21 protein-coding genes are annotated in these 26,310 nt (G+C 72.0%); 18 read left to right on the forward strand and 3 right to left on the reverse strand.

The window, feature by feature from the left end:
* The first annotated feature begins 44 nt into the window (after positions 1-44).
* Positions 45-776 carry a metallophosphoesterase family protein gene (locus ACESMR_RS21000; protein WP_373049086.1) on the forward strand — a complete coding sequence of 244 codons (732 nt, stop codon included), beginning with the start codon at positions 45-47 and terminating at the stop codon, positions 774-776.
* Between the two features lie 101 nt (positions 777-877).
* Here the strand turns inward: ACESMR_RS21000 and ACESMR_RS21005 are convergent, their stop codons facing one another.
* Positions 878-3,070, reverse strand: coding sequence for a PQQ-binding-like beta-propeller repeat protein (locus tag ACESMR_RS21005; protein ID WP_373049087.1), 2,193 nt, complete (start codon positions 3,068-3,070; stop codon positions 878-880).
* A gap of 324 nt (positions 3,071-3,394) precedes the next feature.
* Here ACESMR_RS21005 and ACESMR_RS21010 point away from each other — a divergent pair, with 324 nt between their 5' ends.
* From ACESMR_RS21010 to glpX, 5 genes are all read left to right on the forward strand, one after another.
* Complete coding sequence (locus tag ACESMR_RS21010) at positions 3,395-5,374, forward strand: HTH domain-containing protein (protein ID WP_373049088.1); 1,980 nt, start codon at positions 3,395-3,397, stop codon at positions 5,372-5,374.
* A gap of 161 nt (positions 5,375-5,535) precedes the next feature.
* Positions 5,536-6,522, forward strand: coding sequence for a HEAT repeat domain-containing protein (locus ACESMR_RS21015; RefSeq protein WP_373049089.1), 987 nt, complete (start codon positions 5,536-5,538; stop codon positions 6,520-6,522).
* An 86-nt stretch (positions 6,523-6,608) separates the two neighbouring features.
* Positions 6,609-7,187, forward strand: coding sequence for a hypothetical protein (locus tag ACESMR_RS21020; protein ID WP_373049090.1), 579 nt, complete (start codon positions 6,609-6,611; stop codon positions 7,185-7,187).
* Between the two features lie 95 nt (positions 7,188-7,282).
* Positions 7,283-7,696: an acyl-CoA thioesterase gene (locus ACESMR_RS21025; RefSeq protein ID WP_373049091.1), complete on the forward strand. Its 414-nt coding sequence runs from the start codon at positions 7,283-7,285 to the stop codon at positions 7,694-7,696.
* A gap of 83 nt (positions 7,697-7,779) precedes the next feature.
* Positions 7,780-8,745 carry a class II fructose-bisphosphatase gene (glpX, locus tag ACESMR_RS21030; RefSeq protein ID WP_373049092.1) on the forward strand — a complete coding sequence of 322 codons (966 nt, stop codon included), beginning with the start codon at positions 7,780-7,782 and terminating at the stop codon, positions 8,743-8,745.
* 80 nt (positions 8,746-8,825) lie between these two features.
* On the opposite strand, the gene ACESMR_RS21035 is transcribed toward glpX, so the two are convergent.
* Positions 8,826-10,052 (reverse strand): SLC13 family permease, encoded by a 1,227-nt coding sequence (locus tag ACESMR_RS21035; RefSeq protein ID WP_373049093.1) that lies wholly within the window; start codon positions 10,050-10,052, stop codon positions 8,826-8,828.
* A gap of 102 nt (positions 10,053-10,154) precedes the next feature.
* Between ACESMR_RS21035 and rtcA the strand changes: the two genes are divergently transcribed.
* The 10 genes from rtcA (at position 10,155) to ACESMR_RS21085 (ending at position 20,726) form a co-directional block, all read left to right on the forward strand.
* Positions 10,155-11,282 carry an RNA 3'-terminal phosphate cyclase gene (rtcA, locus tag ACESMR_RS21040; protein WP_373049094.1) on the forward strand — a complete coding sequence of 376 codons (1,128 nt, stop codon included), beginning with the start codon at positions 10,155-10,157 and terminating at the stop codon, positions 11,280-11,282.
* Positions 11,283-11,304: 22 nt separating this feature from the next.
* The gene (locus ACESMR_RS21045; RefSeq protein WP_373049095.1) at positions 11,305-12,978 is read left to right on the forward strand and encodes a S49 family peptidase; all 1,674 of its coding nucleotides are present in this window, start codon (positions 11,305-11,307) and stop codon (positions 12,976-12,978) included.
* A 26-nt stretch (positions 12,979-13,004) separates the two neighbouring features.
* Positions 13,005-13,385, forward strand: coding sequence for a hypothetical protein (locus tag ACESMR_RS21050; protein ID WP_373049096.1), 381 nt, complete (start codon positions 13,005-13,007; stop codon positions 13,383-13,385).
* Between the two features lie 133 nt (positions 13,386-13,518).
* Positions 13,519-14,601: an Mrp/NBP35 family ATP-binding protein gene (locus ACESMR_RS21055; protein WP_373049097.1), complete on the forward strand. Its 1,083-nt coding sequence runs from the start codon at positions 13,519-13,521 to the stop codon at positions 14,599-14,601.
* Positions 14,602-14,612: 11 nt separating this feature from the next.
* The gene (locus ACESMR_RS21060; RefSeq protein WP_373049098.1) at positions 14,613-15,086 is read left to right on the forward strand and encodes a hypothetical protein; all 474 of its coding nucleotides are present in this window, start codon (positions 14,613-14,615) and stop codon (positions 15,084-15,086) included.
* On the forward strand, positions 15,083-15,448 hold the full coding sequence (locus ACESMR_RS21065) for a hypothetical protein (RefSeq protein WP_373049099.1): 366 nt from the start codon (positions 15,083-15,085) through the stop codon (positions 15,446-15,448). The genes ACESMR_RS21060 and ACESMR_RS21065 overlap by 4 nt, the downstream gene beginning before the upstream one ends.
* A gap of 36 nt (positions 15,449-15,484) precedes the next feature.
* Positions 15,485-15,952 carry a cyclic nucleotide-binding domain-containing protein gene (locus tag ACESMR_RS21070; protein ID WP_373049100.1) on the forward strand — a complete coding sequence of 156 codons (468 nt, stop codon included), beginning with the start codon at positions 15,485-15,487 and terminating at the stop codon, positions 15,950-15,952.
* 16 nt (positions 15,953-15,968) lie between these two features.
* Positions 15,969-18,653: a hypothetical protein gene (locus tag ACESMR_RS21075; protein WP_373049101.1), complete on the forward strand. Its 2,685-nt coding sequence runs from the start codon at positions 15,969-15,971 to the stop codon at positions 18,651-18,653.
* 135 nt (positions 18,654-18,788) lie between these two features.
* Complete coding sequence (locus ACESMR_RS21080; protein ID WP_373049102.1) at positions 18,789-19,850, forward strand: hypothetical protein; 1,062 nt, start codon at positions 18,789-18,791, stop codon at positions 19,848-19,850.
* Between the two features lie 162 nt (positions 19,851-20,012).
* The gene (locus ACESMR_RS21085; RefSeq protein WP_373049103.1) at positions 20,013-20,726 is read left to right on the forward strand and encodes a DedA family protein; all 714 of its coding nucleotides are present in this window, start codon (positions 20,013-20,015) and stop codon (positions 20,724-20,726) included.
* 31 nt (positions 20,727-20,757) lie between these two features.
* On the opposite strand, the gene ACESMR_RS21090 is transcribed toward ACESMR_RS21085, so the two are convergent.
* Complete coding sequence (locus ACESMR_RS21090) at positions 20,758-22,881, reverse strand: TIGR02266 family protein (RefSeq protein WP_373049104.1); 2,124 nt, start codon at positions 22,879-22,881, stop codon at positions 20,758-20,760.
* A gap of 266 nt (positions 22,882-23,147) precedes the next feature.
* Here ACESMR_RS21090 and guaB point away from each other — a divergent pair, with 266 nt between their 5' ends.
* A complete protein-coding gene (guaB, locus tag ACESMR_RS21095) occupies positions 23,148-24,611 on the forward strand; it encodes an IMP dehydrogenase (protein ID WP_373049105.1) in 1,464 nt (487 codons plus the stop codon).
* A gap of 74 nt (positions 24,612-24,685) precedes the next feature.
* On the forward strand, positions 24,686-26,239 hold the full coding sequence (gene guaA, locus ACESMR_RS21100) for a glutamine-hydrolyzing GMP synthase (protein WP_373049106.1): 1,554 nt from the start codon (positions 24,686-24,688) through the stop codon (positions 26,237-26,239).
* Positions 26,240-26,310 lie beyond the last annotated feature (71 nt).

Below are 26,310 nucleotides of genomic sequence, written 5' to 3' on the forward strand. Positions count from 1 at the left end.
GTGAGAGCGCCGAACACCAGAGGGCTCGTCACCGCGGGGGCAGATTGCGCATCGGGATCTTCTCGGACGTCCACTCCAACATCGAAGCCCTCACCGCGGTGCGGGAGGAGCTCGAGGCGCTCGGGTGCGACCGGCTGATCTGCCTGGGCGACGTGGTGGGCTACGGCGCCTCGCCCAACGAATGCGCGCGCCAGATCCGCGAGATGGCCGCGGTGACCCTCCTCGGCAACCACGACGCGGCGGTGGCCGGGAAGATGGACTACAGCTTCTACTACGAGGCGGCGCGCCACGCCCTCGACTGGACCGCGGAGAAGCTCGAGCCCGAGAACCTCGCCTGGCTGCAGGGGCTGCCCTACGTGCACCGCGAGGGCGAGGTCGGCTTCTGCCACGGCTCGCCGCTGGAGCCCGAGGCCTACGAGTACATCTTCGCCGAGCACCAGGCCCGGGAGCTGCTGCCGGTGATCGACGAGCTCGCCGACATCACCTTCATCGGCCACTCCCACCTCTGCAAGGCCTTCGCCCTGCGCGACGGCGAGGTCCACGACGTGATCGCGCAGCGCTTCACCGTGCGCGAGGGTTATCGCTACATCTGCTCGGTGGGATCGGTGGGGCAGCCGCGCGACTACGACAACCGCAGCTGCTTCGTCACCTACGACACCGAGAAGCGGCTCGTGCAGTACCACCGCGTCGAATACGACATCGACGCCGCCGCGCAGCGGATCTTCGACGAGGGGCTCGCGGCCAACTTCGGCAAGCGGCTCTTCCTCGGGGTCTGAGGTTGTATTTTGTCCACTCGGCCCCGCTGGCGCGGGACCGAGCGGACAAGAGGCGCGCTTCGCGCGCAAGTTGCTTTGCGTTGGAGCGCCCCACTGTGCGCTCAGACCACGGCGAGCGCGCCGGCGAGGCGCATCGCCGCCACCGCCCCCTCGCGATCCGCCACCACCAGCACATCCTCGGTCGCCAGCAGGTGATCGGCTGGGGGCAGGGCGGAGGTGTTGCCGGTGACGAGGAGGCCGCGGCCCGTGGCCGCGTCGAGGAGCCGCAGGGTTTCGCCGGGCAGGGCGAGCAGGCCCCGGATCAGCACCGGCGCGCCGCCCGGCAGGCAGGGCTCGTTCCAGCGGACCTTGCCCCGATCGATCCGGCAGATCCCCGCCTCGCCGCGGGCGTAGACCGCACCGCCGGCGCGGCGGATCGCAGGCGCTTCCGCGCCGAGGTTGGGGCGAACCCGCCAGCGCACCGTTCCGTCCGCCGCGAGGCCGAGCACTTCGCCGCCGGTGCGGCCCGCGCCTGCGACGATCCAGCCGCCGGGCACCGGCAGGACCTCGCCGGCGGGATCCACCGGCAGCTCGGCGCGGAAGAGGGGCTCGCCGGTGGCGGCGGCGAAGCCAAGGAGCTCGTTCCCCTCGGTGATCACCAGCAGCCGGTCGCGGTAGACCGTGAGCCGCGCGATCGGCGCCCCCACCGGAACCCGCCATGCCACCTCCGCCCTGCTGCCGACCACGCCGTAGAGCAGGCCGTTGTCCGCGCCGGCGGCGACGAGGTCGCCTGCTGCCGCCAGCGCGATCGCGTGGGCCGCTGGCGGATCGAGGGTAAGGAGCGAGTCGCCGCGCTCGAGGCCGAGCAGGCGGAGGGAGGTTCCGTCCGCCACCACCGCTGCCCTGCCGCCGGGCAGCTCGGCGTACGCGGGGCTAAGGGCGTCGGCGCCGAGGGCGGCGGTCCAGCGCCCGGTGCCGTCCGCCTCGCTGCACGAGACGACGCCGGCGCGGTCGGCGGCGAGGAGCGGCGCCTTCGGGCCACCGACGGCAACCGAGCCCTCGATCGCGGGGCCGGGGGTGCCGTCCGCGAGGCGGAGCGCCTGCGCGTTGCGGCGCCCGAGCGCCCACACCGACGGGCCGGCGGGGTGGAGGCGGCGGATGTTGCAGCCCACCTCGGCGGTCCAGGCGATTCTCAGGCTCACCCGGCGCAGCGCGCCCGGTGCCAGCGGCGGGGCCTCCCTGCTGCTCCGGGGCGCCGGGGCACGGGCGGCGACGGCGCCCTCCGCCCGCGCCGGGGCGGCGAGCTGATCGCAGAGCGAGAGCCGCTCGCGGGCCTCCTCCACCAGCGAGGTGAGGTAGGGGTTGTGGCCGAGGCGGGGATTTCTGGCGAGGAGGGCGCCGCCGAGATCGAGGGCGCCGGCAAAGAGCGCCCGGGCCAGGGCCTCGGCGGGGCAGCGCAGGGTGCGGCCAGCGACGGTGACTGCGCCGCCCCGGAGATCGACCTCCACCGCAGGCGCCTCCCAGCCGAGCGGGAAGGAGAAGCCGCCCTCGTCGCCCTCGCGGGCGGCCTCGAGCAGGCGCAGGCCGACGTCGGCGAGATCGCGGAGGAGGAGGAAGGGCGAGCCGGAGACGGCGCAGAGCTCCTCGCCGTCAGGCGCGTGCACGTAGAGATGGCCCGGGGCGAGGAGCGGGTGGAGCCCCTCGCCGCCTTCGTAGCTGCCGAGCCTGCCGTCCTCGTCGCGGAGATCGAAGCCGAGCGACGGCGCCTCGGTGCCGCCTGCTGGGGGCCTGCTCCGCAGCGAGAGCGGCCTGCCGCTCGGCGGTGGCGCCTCGCCGGGCAGGGCGCTGGCGCGGGCCAGCCGGGTGCACGCCTGGCGCAGGCGCCCGACCGCGGCGCCCTTCGCCTCGTCCGGCGGCAGCTCGGCGAGGTGGCCGAGGAGCTCCTCGCCGCAGCGGCCCGCTGCCTGCGCCAGGGCCCCGAGCTCCACCTCGAGATCCCGGACCAGCACCCGGGCCGGCCGGGGCAGGGAGACCAGCGAGAGGGTCACCGCTTCGCCGTGCCGGGCGAGGATGAGTTCGATCGATCCCTCGTCGAAGGGCACCGCCGCTGTGCGGGCGCCGCCTTCGAGCAGGCGGGCCACCGACTCCACCAGGGCGGTGGTGGTGGGCACCAACCGGTCCTCGAGCCTGCCCCGGGAGATGTCGACGCCGTCGACCTCGATCCCGAGGGAGCCGTGGATCTCGTCTGCCAGCGCGTGGGCGCTGTGTCCCCGGCGTTCGCTCTTCCAGCGGGTGCCGATGTGGAAACGGATCAAAACGCTCCGGCTCCCGGTCCTTCCCCCTCGCGCCGGCGACACGTCGGCGAGCGGGACCCCCGGATCCAGGACAGCCGGGCCGAGCATATTCTGGTTTGACTTGTAACTTCAAGCACTTTAGGCTCCCGCGCCATTGTCCCCATGCAGGCTGCCGACCACCCGGTCGGCTGCTTCTTCCGGCGGGGGCAGGAGGGCCGGATCGGCCCTCGTGCGAAAGAACTGTCCACCAGCCTGCGGGACCATGCGCGGGCGCCGTTGGCCGTGGGCTCCCCGTGGATCGGATGGAGCGCCGCCGCCGCGGTCGAGAGAAACGATCGATTCCGCATGACCTTCTACGAGGCGGCGCTGCAGATCCTGTTGCGAGAGGGAAAGCCTCTCCACGCCAACGCAATCACCGAGCTCGCCATCAAGGAGAGCCTCCTCTCCCACGTGGGCAAGCAGCCCGAGATCACCATGGCCGCGCAGCTCGCGGCGATGGCGCGTCGCAGCGCGGATCGCAGGCTGATCGCGGTGGAGCCCGATACCTTCGGCCTCACCGACTGGAGCGTGGAACCTTGCGAGGAGGCGCTCGAGAAGAGCGGCGTGGTGGAGCGGCCCGACGAGAACGAGCCGCCGCTGCGGGGCCGCGAGCGGCATCCGCGGATCGACAAGGAGAACGTGCGGATCGCCGGCAGGGGCGACCGCCGCCGCAAATACGAAGAGCTCGAGCGGAAGAAGAAGAAGAAGAAGAAGCGCCTGCCGCCTCTGGCCGAGCTGGTCTACGACATCGTCGATCGCGCCGGCCGTCCGCTGCCCGTCTTCGAGGTCGCCGCCGCGATCCGCGAGCACGATCTCGTCGCCGAGGACATCGGCCGCGAGGCCCTCGAGAATGCGCTGCGCTCCGAGAACGAGCGCCGCGAGGGCGAGGGCCGCAAGCCGGTCTTCGACTTCCCCGAGGGTGGCCTCGTGGGCCTCTCCGGCCAGGCCGTTCCCGAGGAGGAGGTCGATCTCCCGGCGCTGGTGGCCAGGGTCGTCGGCAGGCTCGCCGAGGAGAGGAAGCCCGCTGCGGTGGAGGCGGTCGTCGCCGTCGGTGCCGCGGCGCCGATCGATCAGATGGTCGCCGACGCCCGCGGCAGGGCGGTCGCGCAGCTGCGGCAGCGGCTCGCCGAGCTCGACGCGGTGGCCCTCGAGGCGGTGGCGCAGACGATGCTCGACACCCTCGGCTACCGCGACGTGCGCGTAGCCAAGCGGCACAAGGATGGCTCGCTCTACACGTGCCGCAGGCGGATGGGCCTGACCGAGGTCCGCTACGCGGTGCGGGTGATCCGCGGCGGCCGCGAGGTGCGGCGCGAGGACGTGCTCGAGCTGCGGCGTGACCTGCAGAGCCATTCGGCGCAGATGGGCGTGCTCCTCTCGCCCTCCGACGTCACCCGGGAGGGCAAGAGCGAGGCGGCGCAGGCAGGCGGCGCGCTGGTGGCGCTGCTCTGCGCGGACGCGCTGGCGGACCAGCTCGCGGAGCGCGGGATGGGCGTGCGGCAGCGCACCGTGACCTTCACCGAATTCGATCCAGCGGCGTTCCGGAGCCTCGCTGCAGCGGGAGCGCCTGCTCCTGCCGCAGGCGCCACTGCCGAGACGCGGCGCGAGAGCGCTGCCGATCGGCGGGAGCGCCGGGAGAAGGAGCGCCGCGAGTGGCGCGAGAAGCGGGCGAAGGAGCGCGAGGAGCGTCGCAAGGCCCGCGAAGCCGCTGCCGCAGCTGCGGCGCAGGCGGAGGCCGGCGCTGCTGCGGAGGAGGGGCCGATCGCCGCCGAACGCGCGGTGTCCCATCCCGCGGAGCAGGTGGCTGCGCCCCACGCGGTGGAGGAGACGCAGGCCGGCGTGACCAGCGCCGCGCAGCCTGCACCGGAGGGTGCGCCGGCAGAGCAGGTGGCACCGGCGGAGGCGGCTGCAGTCGAGGTGCCGGAGGCGGCCCCCGCCGAGGCAGTCGTGCCCGCAGCCCGGGAGACGCCGGCGCCTGGTGAGCAGGTCGAAGCACCTGCGGCGCCGGCCCCCGCGGCCGAAGCGGCGCCGGCGCAGCCGATCGCTCCCGAAGAGAAGCCGGTGGCAGCAGCCAAGGCCGAGGCCCCCGTCGCTGCCACCGAGGCAGCGGAACCCACGGTCGCGCCGCAGCCGGAGGCAGCCGCCGAGGAGGAGGAGGCGCCCGATCGTCCCCGCCGCCGCAGGCGCCGGACCAGGGCCGCCGGTCCCGAGGTGGAGGCCGCATCTGCGGAGGGCGCCGAGGAGACGTCCACCGAGCCGACCCCCGGCGAGCCCGAGACCGAAGGTTGATCCCGGCGCGGCGGGCCCCTCGGGTGGCTCGCCGCGCAACCGCTCCCGCCCTGCCACGTCGAACGGAAGGTGGGCAGGCCGATGCCGGGCCGCGCCTCATCCGGACCGGTGGTGCCTTGACTCTCCCGGGTGCCACCCCCAGACTCGACGGGATGGTGTGCGTGACTGCGCCTGCTCGCTCCCGGATCGCCGCCCTGCGAGGGGCGCTGCTACCGGTGCTTCTCCTGCTGCTCACCTGCACCGCCTGCAAGCGCGACGACCGGCTCGGCTTCGTCGATCGGCTCCTCGTCTCGGAGGCGGATCTGGGGAGCCACCCGCGGCTCTCCCTCGGCCCCGAGGATCTCGCAGCCAGCGCTCGCGAAGCCCTGGAGGAGAAGGGGCGGATCGGCCTGCTCGATCCCGGCGAGAAGCCGGCAGGCGGCGTGGAGCCGTGGCACGCCCGTGTCGAGCTCGTCTATCTGCGCACCCTTCCGCCGGTGCTGGCCCCCAGCGGCGACGATCCCAATCTGCCGCTCCGCGCCGAGGTGGCCGTCGAGCTCGCCCTGACCCGCGGCGCCGGCAGCCGCATCGTCGGCGAGGGCAGGGCGCAGCAGGAGTTCCTCGCCGGTGGTCCGGAGAGCCGGAACGACGCCTTCCGCAAGGCGATCGACAAGGCCCTCGCGGAAGCGGCGGGGCAGCTCGCCCTCCACCTCGAGACCGCCACCCGCACCGACCAGGAACTCGTGGCGGAGCTCGCCTCCGCCGACGGGCAGCGCCGCGAGTTCGCCTTGCGGGTCCTCGCCGATCGCAAGAGCCCGGTGGCGCTGCCCTACCTGCTCGAGCGCCTCGAGGACAGCGACCGCACCGCGCAGCTCCGGGCGGTTGGAGGCCTCGTCGCGGTGGGTGATCACGGCGCCGTGCCGAAGCTGATCGACGCCACGCTCGGCCGCGATCCCTCCTTCGTGATCCAGGTGATCTACGCCCTCGCCGAGATCGGCGGGGAGGAGGCGGAGGCCTATCTCTTCACCGCCTCCACCGGCCATCCGGAGGAGATGGTCCGGCGTGCTGCGGAGGAGGCCCTGCACAGCCTCCGGACCGAGCGCGCCGCCACCGCGAGCAGCGCCAACCCGCCGGTGCAGCGCGGCGGCGCCACGCCGGCGGCGCGGTAGCGGCGGGCGTCCACCCACAGGAGCAGGCTGCCTGCCGAGCGCCGGTCGATCGCCGGCGCCGGAGGCTTCGGTGTACGCTGCAGGACATGCGTCTGCCCGTCCTCCTCGTCGCCGCCTCGCTCCTCGGCGCCTGCGCCACCGCCGCTCCCACCGCCAGCGCCCCTGCGGCAGCCCGCGTGCAGCCCGACGTGGCCCACTTCTTCCCCCTCGCCGTGGGCAACAGCTGGACCTACCAGACCCGCTTCGGCGGGAAGGTCGAGCGGAACACCGTGCGGATCGAGGAGAAGCAGGGTGGCTATTTCCGCGACAACCAGCGGGGGGCCCTCGCCTTCGACGGCGAGGGGCTCCGCGACGAGCGCCGCTACCTGATCCTCGGGCCCGTGGCGCCGGGCACCACCTGGGAGAGCCTGCTCGAGGACGGCAAGCGCGAGCGCTACGAGATCGTGAAGACCAACGCCTCCGTCGAGGTGCCGGCCGGCCGCTTCGAGGGCGTCCTCCTCGTCCGCGGGATCACCCCGGTCGACGCAGCCACCTCGTTGGAGATGGAGTGGGCCTACGCCCCCGGCGTCGGGCTGATCCGCCTCGCCTCCGCCGCCCTCGTCGGCGGCAGGGACCGGATCCCGCAGGCGACGATCGAGCTCCTCGAGTTCCGCCTCGCCCGCTGATCCGGTTCGCTGCGCGACAGCACGGCGCCTGCCTCCTTGCCCGCTTTCCCACCCGGGTGTAGGTTCCGCCCCCTTTGCAGGGGGAGGGAGGCGGCGTGGTTGCGACCGAGATCCGGGTCATCTACGGCGACACCGATCGCATGGGTGTCGTCTACTACGCCAACTACCTCCGCTACTTCGAAGCGGGTCGGAACGAATACCTGCGTGCAGCCGGTGCCCGCTACCGCGACGTCGAGGCCGAGTGCGGCGTGATGTTCCCGGTGGTGGAGGCCAACGTCCGCTACAAGCACCCGGCGCGCTACGACGACCACGTCCGCGTCGAGACCCGGATCACCGAGCTCAAGCGCGCCTCGCTGCGCTTCGAGTACCGGGTGGTCCGCGTCGAGGACGAGCGGCTGCTGGTGGAGGGCCATACGGTCCACGCCTGCATCGATCGCGATCACAAGCCGACGAAGCTCCCGGAACGGATCGTGGGGCTTCTGCGCGCTGGCGAGAACTTGCCCGGCTGAGCTGCCGTGGCCACCTTCCGCCCGCTATGGGGTGGACATCCCTTCCCGGTGGGGCGGGGGTGGAGCTTGAGGAGGGATGAAAGATGGATCGGAACCTGGCACTCGAGGTGGTGCGCGTCACCGAGGCAGCGGCGCTCTCCAGCGCCCGTCTGATGGGCCGCGGCGACGAGAAGGCCTGTGATCAGGCTGCTGTCGATGCGATGCGCAAGGCATTCGACGCCGTCCGCGTCCGCGGCACCGTGGTGATCGGGGAGGGCGAGCGCGACGAGGCGCCCATGCTCTTCATCGGCGAGCAGGTCGGCTGCGGCGACGGCGAATCCCCCGAGGTCGACATCGCGCTCGATCCGCTCGAGGGCACCACCATCTGCGCCACCGGCCGCGGCAACTCGATCTCCGTCATCGCCATCGCGGAGCGCGGCAAGTTCCTCCACGCCCCCGACACGTACATGGAGAAGATCGCGGTGGGCCCGAAGGCCCGCGGCGCCATCGACCTCCGCAAGAGCCCCACCGAGAATCTCCGCCGCATCGCCGACGCGATGGGCCGCTACGTCGAGGACCTCACCGTCTGCATCCTCGATCGGCCGCGGCACGAGAAGCTGATCCGGGAGGTTCGCGAGGCGGGCGCGCGGATCAAGCTGATCGGCGATGGCGACGTGGCCGGCGCGGTGGCGACCTGCTTCGAGGAGACCGGCGTCGACGTCCTCATGGGCGTGGGCGGTGCTCCCGAGGGCGTGCTCGCCGCAGCGGCGATCCGCTGCGTGGGCGGTGACTTCCAGGGCCGGCTCAAGCCGCGCAACGAGGGCGAGATCGAGCGGGCGCTCACGATGGGCGTCAAGGACATCGAGAAGATCTTCATGCTCGAGGAGCTCGCCGCCGGCAACGTGATGTTCGCAGCCACCGGCATCACCTCGGGCGACTTCCTCAAGGGCGTTCGCTACACCGGCGACGGCGCCGTCACCCACTCGGTGGTGATGCGCTCCACCACCGGCACCGTGCGCTACATCGAGTCGCACCACCGCTTCGACCAGAAGCCGAACTACGGCTGGTAACTCGAAGTGAGACACCCGCAGTGAATCACTGCTGGTGAAAACGCGAAGGCCCGCTCCCCGTGGCGGGCCTTTCGCGTTCCTCAGCGGAAGGCGAGCAGCACCAGCGTGCCGGCGGCGGTGCCCAGCACCGTCACCGGCGCGCCGTAGCGGAGGAAGCGACCGAACGAGATCCTGCCGTGGTTCCCGGCGAGCTCGAGCACGATCACGTTGGCCACCGAGCCGACGATGGTGAGGTTGCCGGCGAGGGTCGAGGTGAGGGCGAGGACCTTCCAGGCCAGCGGCGGGTCGGAGAACGCCGGGATCCACTGCGCGGCGAGCAGCACGAAGGGCACATTCGAGAAGAGGTTGCTCAAGATCACCGAGGTGGTGCCGAGCACCGCCGCCTCCCGCCACGGACCACCGGTGGCGAAGGGGGCGATCGAGGCGAAGATCGCGTCCGCTGCGCCGCTCCGCGCCACGCCGTGGACCACGACGAAGAGCCCGGCGAAGAAGAGCAGCAGCACCCAGTCGACCCGGTCCAGCACCTGCCGCGGCGCGCGGCCGCCGACGAGGAGGAGGAAGGCGGCGCCGGCCATCGCCGTCCAGGCGAGGTCCGCGCCGACGAAGAAGGCGGCGACCACCCCGCAGAGCGCGACGCCTGCCCGCAGGAGCAGGGGGCGATCCACCTGCGGCGGCTCCACCTGCGTGGGCGCGAGGTGCCGCGTGGCGAGCTCCCGCCGGAAGAGCCAGAGGAGCACCAGCAGAACGACGCCGGTGGCCACCGCTGCTGCCGGCGCCAGCGATCCGGTGAAGTCCGCGTAGGAGATCCCGGAGAGCGTGGCGACGATCATGTTCTGCGGATTGCCCGTGGGCGTCGCCGCCGAGCCGGCGTTGGCGCCGAAGGCCACCGCCAGCAGGAAGGGCAGCGGCGGCAGCTCGGCGTCGTCCACCACCTGGAGCACCAGCGGCGTCACCACCAGGCAGACGGTGTCGTTCACCAGCAGCGCCGAGAGGCCGGCGCAGACGAGCGTCACCCCCGCGAGCAGCCGCCGCGGCGTCTTCGCCGCGTGGATCGCCTGCCAGCTCGCCCAGCGGAAGAAGCCCGCCTCGGCGAGGTAGGCGGCGAGGATCATCATCCCGAGGAGCAGCACGATCGTCTCGTGGTTCACCGCCTCCCTATAGACCTCCGCCGGCGTCACCACGCCGAAGACCACCATCGCCACCGCGCCGGTAGCGGCGCCGGAGGGGCGTTCGAGCGGAATCCCGGGGATCTTCTGGCCGAGGATGACGAGGTAGGTGAGGGCGAAGATGCCCAGGGCGATCCACATGGGCGCAGCTCTGCCACGACTGCGGGCCGAACGTCCACGAGCCAACGCCGGCCGCCGAAGCGAGGTGCTCCTCGCCTGCCCGCTGCCCTAACTTCGCTCCCTATGTCCGATCGCGCCGACATCCAGCTCGATGGTTCCGCAGGGGAGGGCGGGGGCCAGATCCTCCGCACCGCCCTCACGCTCTCGGTGATCACCGGCAAGCCCTTCGAGCTCCTCCGCATCCGCGCGGGCCGCGAGGAGCCGGGCCTGCAGGCACAGCACCTCGCCGCCGTCCGCGCCGCCGCCGACATCTCCGGCGCCTTGGTGGAGGGCGACAGCCGTGGCTCGCAGCACCTCCTCTTCCGTCCCGCGGGCTCCATCCGCGGCGGCGAGCACCTCTTCGAGATCGGCACCGCCGGCTCCACCTCGCTGCTGCTCCAGACCGTGGCCCTGCCGCTCTGCCTCGCCGACCAGCCCTCCGAGGTGCGGATCCGCGGCGGCACCCACGTGAGCCGGGCGCCGACCTTCCACGATCTGGCGCTGGGCTGGGCGCCGCTGCTGCGCTCGATCGGCTGGCCCATCGACGTGCGGCTCGTGGGCGCCGGCTTCTACCCGGAAGGCGGGGGCGAGGTGGTCGCCACCATCGGCAGGGCGCAGCCGGCCCGTCCCGTCGATCGGCGCCGGCGCGGCACCCTCACCGAGGTCCGGGTCGTTCCCATCGTCGCCGGCCTCCATGGCGACGTCGCCCCGCGGATGGGACAGACGGCGCGCACGCGGCTCCGCGAGGCGGGGGTGCCCTCCCACGTCGAGAGCATGGCGCTTCCTGCGGGCCCCTCCCACGGCGCGGCCATCGCGATCCAGGCGATCTACGAGAAGATCGCCGTCACCTTCGGCGCACTGGCCGAGCCGGGCAAACCGGCGGAGCAGGTGGCGGGGGAGGCGGTGGAGGATTTCGAGTGGCACCACGCCTCGGGCATGGCCCTCGACGAGCACCTCGCCGATCAGATCCTGCTGCCGCTGGCCCTCGCCTCCGCCGGCAAGCAGGGTGGCCCCACACCGATCCACCGCGTCACCGTCACCGAGGTGAACCGCCACCTCCTCACCAACGCCGCGGTGATCCGTCGCTTCCTCCCGGTGGAGATCGCCGTCTTCGGCAGGGAGGGCGAGCCCGGCGACATCCGCGTGGCGCCGGAGGGGATCGGCGAGGTACTGCCGCTGCTCCGATCCGAGCGGCAGGGGGAGGAGGGCTGACGGGCCCCGCTGCGCGATGCGAATGCTCCTCGATCTCCTCCTCACCCCGCTGCGCCTCCTCGTGGCGATCCTGCGCCTGCTCGCGCGCCTGGTCGCGAGGCCGAAGCTGCCCGACTTCGTCGACTACCGGCTCGCCGGCACCCTGCGCTGGCGCGATCTCCACCGGCGCCGCTGGGCCTTCGGCAGGCGGCGCAGCGGCCCCACGGTCCATGGCCTCCTCCGCTCCTTCGCCGAGGTGGAGCGCGAGCCGGCGGTGCGCGGCGTGGTCCTCCGGGTGGAGAAGCTCCACGCTTCGCGCGCCAGGCTCCTCGCCCTGCGCGCGGGGCTCGAGCGCCTCCGTGCCGCGGGCAAGGAGGTGGTGCTCTACTGGAAGCACGCCGACAACCGCCACTTCGCCCTGGTGCCCGCAGCGAGCCGCGTCGTCCTCGCCCCAGGCGGTCCCGTCCACCTCCTCGGCTACGCGGCGGCGGTGACCGTCCTCCGCGAGGCCCTCGACAACGCCGGCGTGCTCCCCGAGTTCGTGCGCAAGGGCCAGTTCAAGACCGCACCGGAGCGCTTCACCGAGCGGGAGGTCACGCCCGAGCACCGCGATCTCGTCGAGCGCGTCCTCACCCGTGCGTACGAGAACCTCGTCACCGACCTCTCCACCCGGCGCGGCGGCGACGAGGGCTGGGCCAGGGCGGTGATCGACGGCGGCCCCTACACCTCCCGCCGCGCCCTCGCCGCAGGTCTCGTCGACCACCTCGCCTTCCCCGACGAGCTGCCGCAGCTCCTCGCCCGCAGCGGCGCCTCGGCGGAAAAGCCCCCCGACGCCACGCTCGCGGGCCCGGGCCGCCTCCACGCCCGCAAGCTCTGGCAGATGCGCTGGCCGAGGTTCGGGCGGGGCAAGCGCGTGGCGGTGGTGCCGCTCTCCGGCCTGATCAAGCCGGGAAAGAGCTTCCGCTGGCCCGGCGGCAGCGAGATGGCAGGCGACGAGTCGGTGGGCAGGGCCCTCGACGACGTCCGCAAGGATCGCAGCGTCGGCGCGGTGATCTTCACCATCGAATCCCGGGGCGGGGCCGCCAACGCCTCGGAGTTGATCTGGCACGCGGTCCGGCGCTGCGCCGCGGCGAAGCCCACCGTGGCCCTGGTGGAGGGGGTGGCAGCCAGCGGCGGCTACTTCGCCGCCTGCGGCGCCAGCCACATCGTCGCAGCGCCAGGGGCGCTGGTGGGATCGATCGGCGTCTTCTCCGGGCGCTTCGACGCCAGGGCGCTCCTCGACCGGATCGGCGTGCGGCAGGAGGTGATCCTCCGCGGCGCCAGGGCGGGGATCCTCGAGCCCGCCCACTCCCTCACCGACGGCGATCGCGCGGTCCTCGCCGCGGAGGTCGACAACATCTACGTCGAGTTCGTCGACCGGGTGGCGGAAGGGCGGGGGCGCAGCGCCGACGAGATCCGCGCCCACGCGGAGGGCCGGGTCTTCCTCGGCGCCGACGCGCCGGCTGCCCTCGTCGACCGGGTCGGGGATTTCCGCGATGCGCTCGCCTGGGTGTGCAGCGAGGCGGGGCTCGATCCCGCCAGGGTCGAGGTCCGGGCCCACGAGCGCGCCGGCGTCCGCCCCGACCTCGGCCAGCTCTTCAGCCTCGCCCAGTCGGCCCTGTCCGGGATGCCGCTCCTGCTCTGGGCCGAGGAGCTCGAGAGCCCCGATTGGCTCTGACCGGCGACCGGAGTAGGGTGCCGCCCATGCGTACCCTGCTCGTTGCAGCTGCGCTCCTCGGCGCTGCCGGCTGCGCGACGACCACCGAAAGGCCCCGGCCCGAAACGGCGGAGCCGGCCCCGGCCTCCGCCGCCACCCGCTTCCTCGATGCCGTGGAGGCGGCGCGCTGGGACGATGCCTTCCTCCTGCTCTCGGAGCGGTGGCGCGCCAGCCTCACCCCGGCCCGCCTCGCTGCGGATTGGGAGCAGGGAGGCGCCCTGGCAGCCGATCGCCTCGAGCGGGCCCGCCTCGCGCTCCGGGAGCAGCCCCGCCGCGAGGGCGACCGCGTGCGCTTCGGGGCCGCCGGGGGCAGCGGGCTGGTCCTCGTCGAGGAGCCCGGCGGCTGGCGGGTCGACGGTTTCGAATAGCCCCGGCCGCCTGCAGCGCAAGCCCCCGGGTCGCCTTCGGATTTCCGGGTGCCAGCTGGAGGTTTGCGGGTTATATGGCGGCCCCGCCGCAGGCGATTGCGTCCACGAGGCGAAGAGCCGCCAAGGAGCGAAGATGAGCCAGCTGACCGAGCGCGAGATCCTCGCCGCCCTCTCCAAGGTGAACGACCCCGAGCTCCACCGGGATCTCGTCTCCCTCAACATGGTGCAGAACGTCCGGATCGAAGGCGGCGGCGTGAAGCTGCGCATCGACCTGACCACACCGGCCTGCCCGCTCAAGGGAAAGATCCAGGGCGACGTGGAGAACGCGCTCCGCGCCGTCCCCGGCGTCACCGCCGTGGAGATCGAGTGGGGCGCGCAGGTGCGCCACGGCCAGAAGCAGGAGAAGGGCGGCAACTTCATCCCCGGCGTGAAGAACGTCGTGCTCGTCGGCGCCGGCAAGGGCGGCGTGGGCAAGAGCACGGTGGCCTTGAACCTCGCCGCCGCCCTGCGCCTCGAGGGCGCCACCGTCGGTCTCCTCGACGCCGACTTCTACGGCCCCTCGGTGCCGATCATGACCGGCATCTCCGGCAAGCCCACCTCGGTGGACGGGCGCACCCTCGAGCCGATGGAGGCCCACGGCCTCAAGGTGATGTCGATCGGCTTCCTGGTGGAGCCCGACCAGGCGATGGTCTGGCGCGGGCCGATGCTCCACAGCGCCATCACCCAGCTTTTGCGCGACGTGAACTGGGGCAACCTCGACTACCTCGTCCTCGACCTGCCCCCCGGCACCGGCGACGTGCCCCTCTCGCTGGCGCAGATCGTCAAGGCCGCAGGCGTCGTGCTCGTCTCCACCCCGCAGGACGTGGCGCTCGCCGACGTGGTCAAGGCGAAGGCGATGTTCGACCGCGTCGACGTGCCCGTCCTCGGCATCGTCGAGAACATGAGCGACTTCGTCTGCCCCCATTGCGAGAAGTCGACGCCGATCTTCTCCACCGGCGGCACCCACCGGGCCGGCGAGGCGATGGGCATCCCCCTCCTCGGCGCAATCCCCCTCGACCTCGCCATCCGCATGGGCGGCGACAAGGGCACGCCGGTGACGGTGGAGTATCCTGACTCCAAGCAGGCACAGGCCTTCCGCGAGATGGCGCGCAAGGTCGCGGGGCGGATCTCGGTGCAGGCGCACCAGGTCAAGCTGCCGGTCTTCAACCTCGGCTGACCGGGGGGGCGATGGAGAACGACGACCTCAACTTCACCGCGCCGGAGCTCGACGATCGCGAGGGCATGCGCCCGCGGGCGACCGATCTCCTCCGGCGCGTGCTCGTCTCCGGCGTCGGGGCGCTCTTCATGACCGAGGAGGGGATCCGCTCCCTGGTCAAGGAGATGAAGCTCCCCAAGGAAGTGATCGGCGCCGTCATCGCCCAGGCCGACCGCACCAAGAGCGACATCGCCCGGGTGGTCGGCACCGAGGTGCGCTCCTTCCTCGAGAGCACGCGCATGCGCGAGGAGATGGTACGGATGCTCACCCAGATCCGCCTCGAGGTCCGGGCGGAGGTGGGCTTCAAGACCCGCGACGAGGAGAGCAGCGTCTTCGAGCCCACGGTGAAGGGCAAGGTGGCGGTGAAGCGCCGCCAGCCCGCGGCGCCGCGGGCGCCCCGCAAGCGGGCCACCCCGCCCCGGCGGAAGAAGAAGACGAGCGAGTGACGAACGGGCCGCGCCAGCTCTTGCGGCGCCTGCCGCTCCTCGTGATCCTGCTCCTCCTCGCCTGGCTCTTCCTCGGCGACAGGCCGCGGGAGATCACGCTCGTCTACGATCTGCCCGACAATCCGGCGCCCACCCGCGCCGAGGTGAAGCTCCTCGACCGCGAGGGGAAGATCCCCGCGCAGATCACCTGGGGAACGGGGCAGGGGCCCGCCACCGATCGGCAGCCCCACCACGCCCGCCTCACCCGCGGTGACTACCGCCTCGAGGCGACCCTCGAATTCCCGGACGGCGAGCGCCGCCGGATCGCCCGGGGGCTCGCGATCACCCCCGAGGACGAGCGCATCGTCATCCATCTTCGTTAGTTGCTGCCCCACCGGGCGCGTGTTAGCTCTTGCGCCGTGAATCACGCCGCGCTCCTGGCCCGCTGCCCGCTCTTCAAGGGCTTCACCGGCACCGGCCTGCAGATCCTCGCCAGCATCGCCCGGGAGCGGACCCTCCCCGAGGGGACGCCGATCTTCCGGGAGGACATGCCGGGCGATGCGCTCTACGTGCTTGCCAGCGGCGATGTGCGGATCGCCATGACCGGCGCCGACGGTCGCGAGCAGACCCTCGCCGTCCTCGGCGAGAACGAGTTCTTCGGCGAGCTGGCGCTCCTCACCCCCAGCGCCGAGCGGCTGGTCTCCGCCAACGCGCAGAGCGAGGTGGTCCTCCTCGAGTTCCAGCAGAAGGACTTCGCCCGGCTCCAGACGCAGAAGCCGCAGGCCTGCCTGAAGCTCATCCTCAACATCGCCGGCGAGTTCGGCCGCAAGCTGGCCGACAACCGGCCGTTGCTGCGATCGATGTTGTTGCCTGCGAGCCGCCGGTAAGGCATCTGCCCTGCCGGTGCGCCTCCTCCTCCTCGCCATCGCGCTGATCCTCCTCGCGCCCGCTCCGGCGGCGGCGCAGGCGATCGCCGCGCGCTACGCCATCGAGGCCACCGTCTCGAAGGAACTGGACGAGATCCGCGGTGCGCTCGAGGTCCGGGTCGAGAACACCGGCGATGCGCCGCTCGACCGCCTCGTGCTCTGGCTCTACCCGAACCTTTTTTCGCAGGAGATCCCCGGGATCACCGACGTGAACCGGACCTTCTACGAGCCCTTCGGCCCGAGCTCGGGCGGGATCCGGATCGACGGCTTGCAGGTCGGCAGGCAGCCGGTCGAGACGCGGGTGCTGCAACTGGAGCAGGCGCCGCCGGAGACGGCCCGGGCGATCGATCTTCCCGTGCCGCTGCAGCCCGGAGAGAGCGCCCTCGTCACCCTCGACTTCGTCACCACCGTGCCCCATCGGCTCGGACCCTTGTCCCGGGCGAAGGGCGTGCTCACCGCCCTCGGCGGCTGGCATCCCTGGATCACCGTTCCCGCCTCCCGGCCGGTGCAGCGGCAGCCGGCGCCTGCGGATTTCCGGGTCCGCCTCCACACCCCCGGTGACCACGTCGCCCTGATCGGCGGCGCGAACCCCGGCGGCGACGGGACGGTGGAGCTCACGGATCGCCCGTGGCTCGATCTGGTGGTCCGTCCGAAGCGCCACCGGCCCCTCCGCACCAGAGGCGGGGCGGTCTGGCCGCTGGAAGCGCCGCCCCACGTCGACTGGGACAAGAACAGCCAGCCGGATCCCCGCGCGTTCTCCTCCGACTACACCGCGGACGACATCGCGCGCCTCCTCGGCAGGCTCGACCGCTGGGGCGACGCGCAGCCCGGCCTGCCCGATCCGGGGCCGATCCATCTGGTGGTCGTGCCCCTGCGCTCGGAGATCGCGCTCGCCACCCCGGGCATCGTCGCCGTCTCCGACCGCGCGTTCGGGGTGACGCCGGTGGAGCTGCTGCAGGACTTCCACGCTGCCGGGATCGCGCGGGCCTATTTCGCCAGGCGCTTCTTGCCCCTCGTCCAGCGGTGCGAGTCGCCGGCGGTGGCGCTGCAGATCGCCGACGGCCTCGGCGCCCTCTACGCCGATCGCTTCGCCGAGGAGGTGCTCGGCGGCACGAGCGACGCCCGGGGCATCCTCGCCACCTTCGACTTCCTGCCCAACGTCGACGATTTCCTGCGCTCGCCGAAGGCCGCCTTCCCCCACGTCTACTTCTCGCCGGTCGCCGATCCGATCCCGGTGCGCGACGAGCCGTGGACCTTCGCCAACGGCGCGCCCCGCGGCAAGGTCCTCTTCGCCAAGCTGCAGGACTGGCTCGGACCCGAGGCCTTCCGCGAGCTGATCGAGGGCTACCTCGCCGGCGCGCACTGCCCGCTGCAGCGCGGCGCCGAAGGATTCGCCGAGCAGGATCTCGACGCCTTCTTCCGCACCTGGACCGAGCGGCGCCCCAGCGTGGACCTGCGGGTGCGCATCCTCTCCACCGAGAAGCGCCCCGACGGAAAATGGGAGAGCGTGGTGGAGGTGCGCCGGGTCGGCGACGCGCCGCCCGAGCTCGTCGAGACGCTGGCCTGGGAGGAGAACGGCGAACAACACCTCCTCACCTGGCCCGCGCAGAAGGGCGAGGCAGCCGAAACCTTCACCATCGTCGCCGATCGCCGCATCACCAGGCTGCGGGTCGATCCGCGGGGCAGGGTGCACCAGACACCTGCCGAGCCCGGCGAGATCACCGCCGTCGGCGATCGGGTGCCCGCCAGGATCCAGCTGCTGCTCACCCGCGCTGCGGTCTCCTACTCCGCTGCCGACAACAGCTTCTTCGGCGACATCGACTTCCTGCTCCGGCCGCGGGACGCGGTGCGCCGGCGCCTGAGCTTCGGCGGCTCCTACCGCAAGGCCCGCCTCGAGGTCCGCACCGCGCTCTCCTTCGGTTTCGGCCCGCTGGTGGACGCTGCCCGCTACGCGTGGAATTGGGGCGTCGGCCTCTCCGGCGACTACCTCCGCGCGGGCTTCGGCGGCGAGGACACCGAGGAGGGCTTCGCCGTGGGACCTTCGGTGGGCATCTCCTACGACGACAGGCCCGCTGCCTCCAACCCGCTCCGGGGCACGGCCTTCGCCACCGGCTTCTCCTTCTCCGCCGGTGCCAACCGCGGCGGCGCCTCCACCGTCTACGGCGGCGCCTCTGCCGCCTGGCTCCGCCTCTTTCCGCTGGGGCCGCGGAGCACGCTCGCCGTGCGGCTGAAGGGAAACGTGCTCCTCGGCGATCCGCCGATCCAGGAGCTGATCCCCCTCGGCGGATCGGACGAGGGGCTCCGCGGCTTTCCCCTCGAGTCGGTGCTGGCGCAGCAGCGGGCCGTCGCCTCCGCCGAGTGGCGCCACCCGCTGCTCCCCGACCTCGACGTCGACCTCGGGCTCGCCAGGCTCCGGCAGGTGGCAGGGGCGGTCTTCTTCGACGGCGCCTTTGCCGGCGAGATCTTCCCCCTGCTGGAGGAGACGCCCGCAGACGGCCTCTTCGCCGACGCGGGCTACGGCCTGCGCTTCGAATACGACGTCTTCGGCGTCCGCCCCCTCTTCCTCGCGGTGGACGCGGCGGTGCCGATCAACACCCGCGGCGTGGACACCCCGCCGATCGTCTTCAGCCTCCGGGCAGGCCAGGCCTTCGCAGGCCTCTGAAATCCGGCGGGAATAGCAGCCCCCGGCATGGGTTCGCTTGCACGGGAAGTGGCAGGCCAAGTAGCCTTGGGCGCTTTCCGCGGGGCATGTCGCAGATCCCCCGCCAGCCGAACGAGGCAAGGAGCCAACGAAACGATGTCTCGCCTGATCTCGAGCCTCTGCGCCGCCCTCGCGGCCCTCGCCATCGCCTTCCCCGTTGCCGCCCGCGCCGAAGACTGGGCCAACTCTCTCTACACCGAGGGGGGCATCGAGCTCCGCGCGGACGAGCGGGTCTTCACGCTCTTCGCCGCGCTCAACGAGATGGGCCTCGACGACGCCCCGATCTCGCGGAAGGATCCGATCCCGAAGCGCGAATACGATCCGGTCCGCCAGCAGGTCCGCGACGCGGTGACCCTCGATCCGGCGCTGCGCGGCAAGTTCGAGGCCTTCTTCGACAAGAACCCGGCGCCGCTGCGGACCTACACCGCCTACGCGCTGGCAGTCGGTCCTGCCCCGACCTTCGCCGCCCCGGAGAAGCTCCCGAAGGAGCTCGCCGCCTTGAAGGGCTTCGAGGCGCTCCTCGCCGAGTTCTACGGCAAGGCCAGCATCCAGAAGATCTTCGACGCCGTGCAGCCCGCCCACCGCGAGGCGCTCAAGCGTTACACCGCGGTGGTCGACAAGCCGATCGCCTCGGCCCGCGACATCCTCAAGGCCCCCGAGACCGACGATTCGCCGCGGGTGGTCCTCGTGCTCAACCTCCTCGACGGCCGCGGCTCCAGCTACGGCGTCGGGACCGCCGACGAGACCTGGCTGGTGGTCGGCCCCGCCGGCAGCACCCCGGACGCCCAGGCGATCGTGAAGGCCTTCGCCCGCGTCGAGATCCAGGGCGCCGCCGAGGCAGGCGACAAGTCGCTCAAGGGCGGCAGCCAGCTCCTCCGCGAGATCCAGGAGGCGGGCTACGCGGTGGGCGCCGGCAACGTCGCCGACTACGTGGCCGAGACCCTCGCGCGCGCGGTGGCGATCAAGGCCGTCGTCGCCGACGGCGAGACGAGCCGCGCCTTCGAGGCGGAGAAGCGCCGGGGCTTCGTCCTCGTCTCCGACATGAACCGCGGCCTGGCGATCTACGCCAAGAGCCCCAAGCCGATGAACACCTTCCTCGCCGACTTCCTCCGCGAGGTCGACGCCGGCAAGGCGGTCGCCGCCCTCCGCGGCAACTGATCGCAGGGCAGGTGACGGGGCGCTCGCAGGCGCCCCGTCCCTTTTCGGAAGCGGCGCCTGCACAGGGCGCGGCCGGGGCTATGGGCGCAGCGGGAAACGCGCGCCCGGGGGGACGATGCAGGCCGGAACCGCCAGCGCGGCGGCCTGCGGAGGACTCGCAAGTTGGAACAGTTCGTCCTCGAATTTCTCGGCTCCGCGTCGGGGCTGGGGGCCTACGGGCTCGTCTTCGGCGTGCTCCTGGCCTGTGGCCTCGGTCTGCCGCTCCCCGAAGACGTCGCCCTGATCACCGGCGGCTACCTCGCCTATCTCGGTCACGCAAACCTCGGCGTGATGCTGGCAGTGGGATTCGCCGGCATCCTCGCCGGTGACTCGGCGGTCTTCTTCCTCGGCAGGACCAGCCGCAGCGCCCAGCGCCGGCATCCGGGCGGGCTCCTCGGCCGCCACCTCACGCCGGACCGGATCGCGAAGGTCGAGGCCCAGTTCGAGCGCCGCGGCAACCTGCTGGTGGTGATCGCGCGCTTCCTCCCCGGCATCCGCGCCGCCACCTACTTCGTGGCGGGCGGCGCCGGAATGAGCTACCGCCGCTTCATCTTCTTCGACGGCCTGGCGGCGCTCCTCTCCGCGCCGCTCTTCGTGGTGGCGGGCTGGCACTTCGGCAAGGAGATCGGCAAGGTCGTCGGCTGGGCCGAGCAATTCCACAGCTGGCTCATCGGCGGCATGGTGGTGGTTGCGCTGGCGCTCTTCGCCCGCTCCATGGCCCGGCGCCGCAGGATCCGCCTGGCGGCGCAGCAGGCGCCGGTGCAGGTGGTCGAGCCCGTGGCCTTCCACGCGCCGCCGGTGGAGCCCACCGTCCGCGAGGAGCAGATCGCCTCCTGAGCGGGCCGCGCCGCCTGGCGGTGCGGCGCAATCAGCCGCGGAACCAGCGCCGGAGCACCCGGGCGATGGTGCTCTCCGGCGGCGGCATCGCCGCGGTGCTGCCGTCCGAGGCGAACATCCCCGCCACCGGCTGCGGCACGCCGGGCCGCTGGGGCCGCATGCCGAGCTTGGCGCGGACCTCCTCCGGCGTGCCCCGGGTGCTCATCGTCGTCTCGAAGGTGCGCCCGGTGGAGAGTTCCTTCGCCGTCACCTGGAGCAGGCACTCCGCGGTGAGGTGGAAGGTGACCGCCGCCTGGACCGAGCCCTTCTGGCCGAGGGGCAGGCCGTTGACGCTCAAGGTGCCGAGGTACTCGTTCACCTGCGCCTGCGGGCTCTCGCCCTGGAAGACGTGGATCTCGAACGAGGTCTGGAAGTCGCGGCTGGTGGAGAGCTTGAAGGTCCGGGTGACGGGCAGCGCCACGTTGCGCTCGATCACCGAGGTGCAGCTCCCGCCGGGCCTGCCGATCTGGATCGACATCGGCAGCACGTCGATGAGCACGACCCCTTCGCTCTTCTCCAGCGCCTGGCCGAGGAGGGCGGCGCCGAGGGCCACCGCCTCGTCGGGATGGACGCCCTTGTGCGGCTCCTTGCCGAAGCGCTCGCGGATCCGCTGGCGGACGAGCGGCATCCGGCTCTGGCCACCGACGAGGAGCACGTCGTCGATCTGGGCGAAGGAGAGCTTCTTCTGCCGGAGCACGTCTTCCGCCACCGCGAGGGTGCGCTCCACCAGCGGGCCGCAGAGCGTCTCCAGCGTCGCCCGGTCCAGGGTCACGTCGAGATCGCAGGGCCTGCCCTCGACGCTGGTGACGAAGGGCACGTGGACCCGGAAGCTCTCCTGTTCGGAGAGGGCGCATTTGGCACGCTCCGCAGCGTCGAAGACCCGCTGCAGCGCGACCTGATCGCCGTCGAAGGGCCTGCCCAGCTGCGCTTCGAAGCAGGCGAGCAGGTGGTCCACCACGGCGCCGTCGAAGTCGACGCCGCCGAGGAAGGTGTCGCCACCCGTGGAGATCACCTCGAAGACGCTGTCGTGGAGCTCGAGCACGGAGGCGTCGAAGGTGCCGCCGCCGAGATCGTAGACGAGGATGCGGCGGTTCAAGCCCTTGCCGTAGCCGTAGGCGAGGGCTGCGGCGGTGGGCTCGCTCAGGATCCGCTCGACCACGAGGCCGGCTAGGCGGCCGGCCCTGCGGACCGCCTCGCGCTGGTGCTCGTTGTAGTAGGCCGGCACCGTGATCACCGCCCGGCTCACCGGCTGCCCGAGGCTGTTCTGGGCGAGCTCGCGCACCTCGTTGAGAACGAGCGCCGCCACCTCCTGCAGGGTGAGCGTGGTGCCGCCGAGACGGACGGCCGCCTCGCCGTCGGGCCCCTCGACGATCTCGTAGAGGAAGCGCTCCAGGCTCTGCTGGACCACCGGAGATCCGAAGGGGCGGCCGACGAGGCGCTTGCTGCCGTAGACGGTGTGGCGCGGGTTGAGGAGCATCTGGCCGCGGGCAGGGTGGCCCACCACCAGCTTGCCCCTGCCGTTGAGCGCCACCAGCGAGGGGATGGTGTTGTAGCCCTCGCGCGAGGGGAGGACGAAGGGCTTGCCGTGGCGGATGTAGGCGGCGCAGGAGAAGGTGGTGCCCAGATCGATGCCGATCACCGGGCCGCCGGCGTTGGGCTCGAACCCCGCCCGCAGGCCGGGCAGATCGAGCGCCGTCCGGTCGATCACCGGGGTGGGCTCCGGGGCAGGCGTGAGCACGGGGGCATGGCGCCCGCGGGCGGGCTGGCCCGGCACGCCGCAGAGCCTGTCGACGAGGGCCTGGGACTCCGCGTCGAGGTCGATGAACTGGATCCCCATCCCGCCGACGACGGGGGGCGACGCGTCGGGCCGATCCTGGGCCGCGTACTTCACCTCGCCCCTGGCGCGGATCACCGCGGTCCCGTCGGCGAGCTGGACCTCGAGCCGGAGGAGGGTGCCCACCGGCTGCGGGCTCCGCGTGCGGAGGAAGATGCCCCCGCGGCTCAGGTTGGTGGCGTAGCGCTCGCCGAACTCCGCTTCGGTGCGGGCGCCGACCCGGACACGCAGGACGATGGGGACGCGGCGGTGTACGCGGCGATCGGATGGCTGGTCGGGCAAGCAATCCTCGAAGGGAAGAGGGACCCCGCCGGGTCATTTTTCGAATATTCGCAGAGCCAAGCGACGGAGAGCAACCACGCCGAGCAGGCAGGCGCACGGCAGCCTCCGAACTCTCGTTTGACGTACACCGTTCGCCTGTGTACATACCCGCCTCCCCGACGCGGCCGGGGCGCATTCTGGACAGCGTGGAAGAGCAGACGGCGGCCGCCGTGTTCGGAGGGGACCATTCGGCCTCCCCGCGCGCGGTGAGGCCTTCGGAGGCGCCGGTGCTCGACCCCGACAAGATCCAGGAAGCTCTCACGTTCGACGACGTTCTCCTCGTCCCCGGCGAGAGCCACGTGTTGCCCCGCGAGGTGGAGACCTCCACCCGGCTGACCCGCGGCATCACCTTGAACATCCCGCTCCTCTCCTCGGCGATGGACACCGTCACCGAGTCGCGCACCGCCATCGCGATCGCGCAGGAGGGCGGCATCGGGATCGTCCACAAGAACCTCACCATCGAGGCGCAGGCCCTCGAAGTCACCAAGGTGAAGAAGTTCGAGTCGGGGATGGTGGTCGACCCGGTCACCATCGAGCCCGAGGCGCCCTTGCGCCGCGCCGTGGAGCTGATGAAGCGCCACAACATCTCGGGCATCCCGGTGACCCGGAACGGCTACGCGGTGGGCATCCTCACCAACCGCGACCTGCGCTTCGAGCGCAACCTCGACCAGCCGGTCGAGAAGGTGATGACCAAGGAGCTGGTCACCGCCCACGAGGGGATCTCCCAGGACGAGGCCAAGGCGCTCCTCCACGAGCACCGGATCGAGAAGCTCCTCATCGTCGACGACGAGAAGCGGCTCAAGGGCCTCATCACCATCAAGGACATCGAGAAGACCCAGCGGCACCCGAACTCGAGCAAGGACGGCTTCGGCCGCCTCCTCGTCGGCGCCGCGGTGGGCCCCGGCGTCGACCGGGAGGATCGGGTCGGCGCCCTGGTGAAGGCCGGCGTCGACGTGGTCGTGGTCGACACCGCCCACGGCCACCACGTCGACGTGGTCGAGGCCGTGCGCAGCCTGAAGCGCCGCTTCCCCGAGGTGCAGATGGTAGCCGGCAACATCGCCACCGGCGCCGCTGCCCGCGCCCTCGTGGACGCAGGCGTCGACGCGGTGAAGGTCGGCGTCGGCCCCGGCTCGATCTGCACCACCCGCGTCGTCGCCGGCGTGGGCGTGCCCCAGCTCACCGCGATCTACGAGGCCGCCAAGGCGCTGGCCGAGACCGACGTGCCGGTGATCGCCGACGGCGGGATCAAATACTCGGGCGACGTGGTCAAGGCGCTGGCCGCCGGTGCCCACTCGGTGATGGTCGGCTCGCTGCTCGCGGGCTGCGAGGAGGCGCCGGGCGAGGTGATCCTCTTCCAGGGCCGCTCCTACAAGCAGTACCGCGGCATGGGGTCGGTGGGCGCGATGAAGCAGGGGTCCAAGGACCGCTACTTCCAGGGCGACGTCGACGAGGAGCTCAAGCTGGTGCCCGAGGGCATCGAGGGCCGCGTGCCCTACAAGGGCTCGCTCTCGATGATCATCCACCAGCTCGTGGGCGGCCTCCGCGCCGGCATGGGCTACGTGGGCGCCGCCAACATCCAGGAGCTCCGCACCAAGCCCCGCTTCGTGAAGATGAGCTCGTCCGGCCTGCGGGAGAGCCACGTCCACGACGTGATCATCACCCACGAGGCGCCGAACTACCGGCGCGACTGAATCTTCCGGGGCCGCATGCGGCCCCTCGTTCTTTCTACCGCGGGCTGTTGCATGAGCGCCCGCTCGGAGCACCGATGCGCGATCCCCACAGCGAGCGGATCCTCATTCTCGACTTCGGCAGCCAGTACACCCAGCTGATCGCCCGGCGGATCCGCGAGCTCAAGGTCTACTGCGAGATCCACCCCTGCACCATGAGCGAGGAGGCGATCCGCGCCTTCGCCCCGAAGGGCATCGTGCTCTCCGGCGGTCCCGCCTCGGTGGAGGCCGAGGGGAGCCCCCGGCCGTCGCCGCTGGTCTTCGAGCTCGGCGTGCCGGTCCTCGGCATCTGCTACGGCCTGCAGCTGATGTCCAAGATGCTCGGCGGCAAGGTGGCGAAGGCCACCCACCGCGAGTACGGTCGCGCCGCCATCGAGGTCCTGGTCGACTCGGGCCTCTTCAAGGGCTTCAACCCCGGCGACAAGGCCGACGTGTGGATGAGCCACGGCGACCGCGTCGAGGCGCTGCCCGAGGGCTTCCGTCCCATCGCCCGCACGCCGTCGGCGCCCTTCGCCGCGGTGGCCTGGCCCGAGAAGAACTTCTTCGGCGTGCAGTTCCACCCCGAGGTGCACCACTCGCCGCGGGGCAGGGAGCTCCTCGGCAACTTCGTCTACGACGTCTGCGGCTGCTCCGGCACCTGGAGCATGGCGGCCTTCGCCGAGACGATGATGCAGCAGATCCGCGACCAGGTCGGCAACGGCACGGTGATCTGCGGCCTCTCCGGCGGCGTCGACTCCGCCGTGGCGGCGCTGCTCATCCACAAGGCGGTAGGCGACCAGCTCCGCTGCATCTTCGTCGACAACGGGCTCCTGCGCACCGGCGAGAAGGATCAGGTCCGCGAGGTCTTCCAGAACCGCTTCCACGTGCCCTTGCAGGTGGTCGACGCCGAGGAGCGCTTCCTGGCGAAGCTCGCCGGGATCAGCGATCCCGAGAAGAAGCGCAAGGCCATCGGCTACGAGTTCATCGAGGTCTTCGACGAGGCCGCCTCGCAGATCGAGGACGCCCGCTTCCTCGCCCAGGGCACGCTCTACCCCGACGTGATCGAGTCGGTGTCGTTCAAGGGGCCCTCGGCCACGATCAAGAGCCACCACAACGTGGGCGGCCTCCCCGAGAAGATGAAGCTCAGCCTGGTCGAGCCCCTCCGCGAGCTCTTCAAGGACGAGGTGCGCCAGCTCGGCCGCGAGCTCGGCCTGCCCGAGTTCATCGTCAACCGGCAGCCCTTCCCGGGCCCGGGCCTCGCCATCCGCTGCCTCGGCGATCTCACCAAGGAGCGCCTCGACGTGCTTCGCGAGGCCGACGTCATCGTGCGCGAGGAGATCGAGGCGGCGGGCCTGAACGACTCGATCTGGCAGTCCTTCGCCGTGCTGCTGCCGGTCAAGTCGGTGGGCGTCATGGGCGACGAGCGCACCTACGAGGAGACCTGCGCGATCCGCGCGGTCGACTCGGTGGACGGCATGACCGCCGACTGGTCGCGCATCCCCTACGATCTGCTCGCCCGGATGTCGTCGCGCATCGTCAACGAGGTGCGGGGCATCAACCGCGTGGTCTACGACATCACCTCGAAGCCGCCGGGGACGATCGAGTGGGAGTAGTCCTCCCGCTCGTTTGAAGTCTCCCCACGACGAAGGCCCGGCTCCCCGAAGGGAGGCCGGGCCTTCGTCGT

The sequence above is a fragment of the Vulgatibacter sp. genome (genome assembly GCF_041687135.1).
Taxonomy (GTDB): domain Bacteria; phylum Myxococcota; class Myxococcia; order Myxococcales; family Vulgatibacteraceae; genus JAWLCN01.

Coding starts and splice junctions, on each gene's coding strand:
- guaA (WP_373049106.1), top strand. CDS start 24,686: ATGCGCGATCCCCACAGCGAGCGGATCCTCATTCTCGACTTCGGCAGC.
- ACESMR_RS21045 (WP_373049095.1), top strand. CDS start 11,305: ATGCTCCTCGATCTCCTCCTCACCCCGCTGCGCCTCCTCGTGGCGATC.
- ACESMR_RS21055 (WP_373049097.1), top strand. CDS start 13,519: ATGAGCCAGCTGACCGAGCGCGAGATCCTCGCCGCCCTCTCCAAGGTG.
- ACESMR_RS21010 (WP_373049088.1), top strand. CDS start 3,395: ATGACCTTCTACGAGGCGGCGCTGCAGATCCTGTTGCGAGAGGGAAAG.
- ACESMR_RS21080 (WP_373049102.1), top strand. CDS start 18,789: ATGTCTCGCCTGATCTCGAGCCTCTGCGCCGCCCTCGCGGCCCTCGCC.
- ACESMR_RS21060 (WP_373049098.1), top strand. CDS start 14,613: ATGGAGAACGACGACCTCAACTTCACCGCGCCGGAGCTCGACGATCGC.
- ACESMR_RS21035 (WP_373049093.1), bottom strand. CDS start 10,052: ATGTGGATCGCCCTGGGCATCTTCGCCCTCACCTACCTCGTCATCCTC.
- glpX (WP_373049092.1), top strand. CDS start 7,780: ATGGATCGGAACCTGGCACTCGAGGTGGTGCGCGTCACCGAGGCAGCG.
- rtcA (WP_373049094.1), top strand. CDS start 10,155: ATGTCCGATCGCGCCGACATCCAGCTCGATGGTTCCGCAGGGGAGGGC.
- ACESMR_RS21050 (WP_373049096.1), top strand. CDS start 13,005: ATGCGTACCCTGCTCGTTGCAGCTGCGCTCCTCGGCGCTGCCGGCTGC.
- ACESMR_RS21020 (WP_373049090.1), top strand. CDS start 6,609: ATGCGTCTGCCCGTCCTCCTCGTCGCCGCCTCGCTCCTCGGCGCCTGC.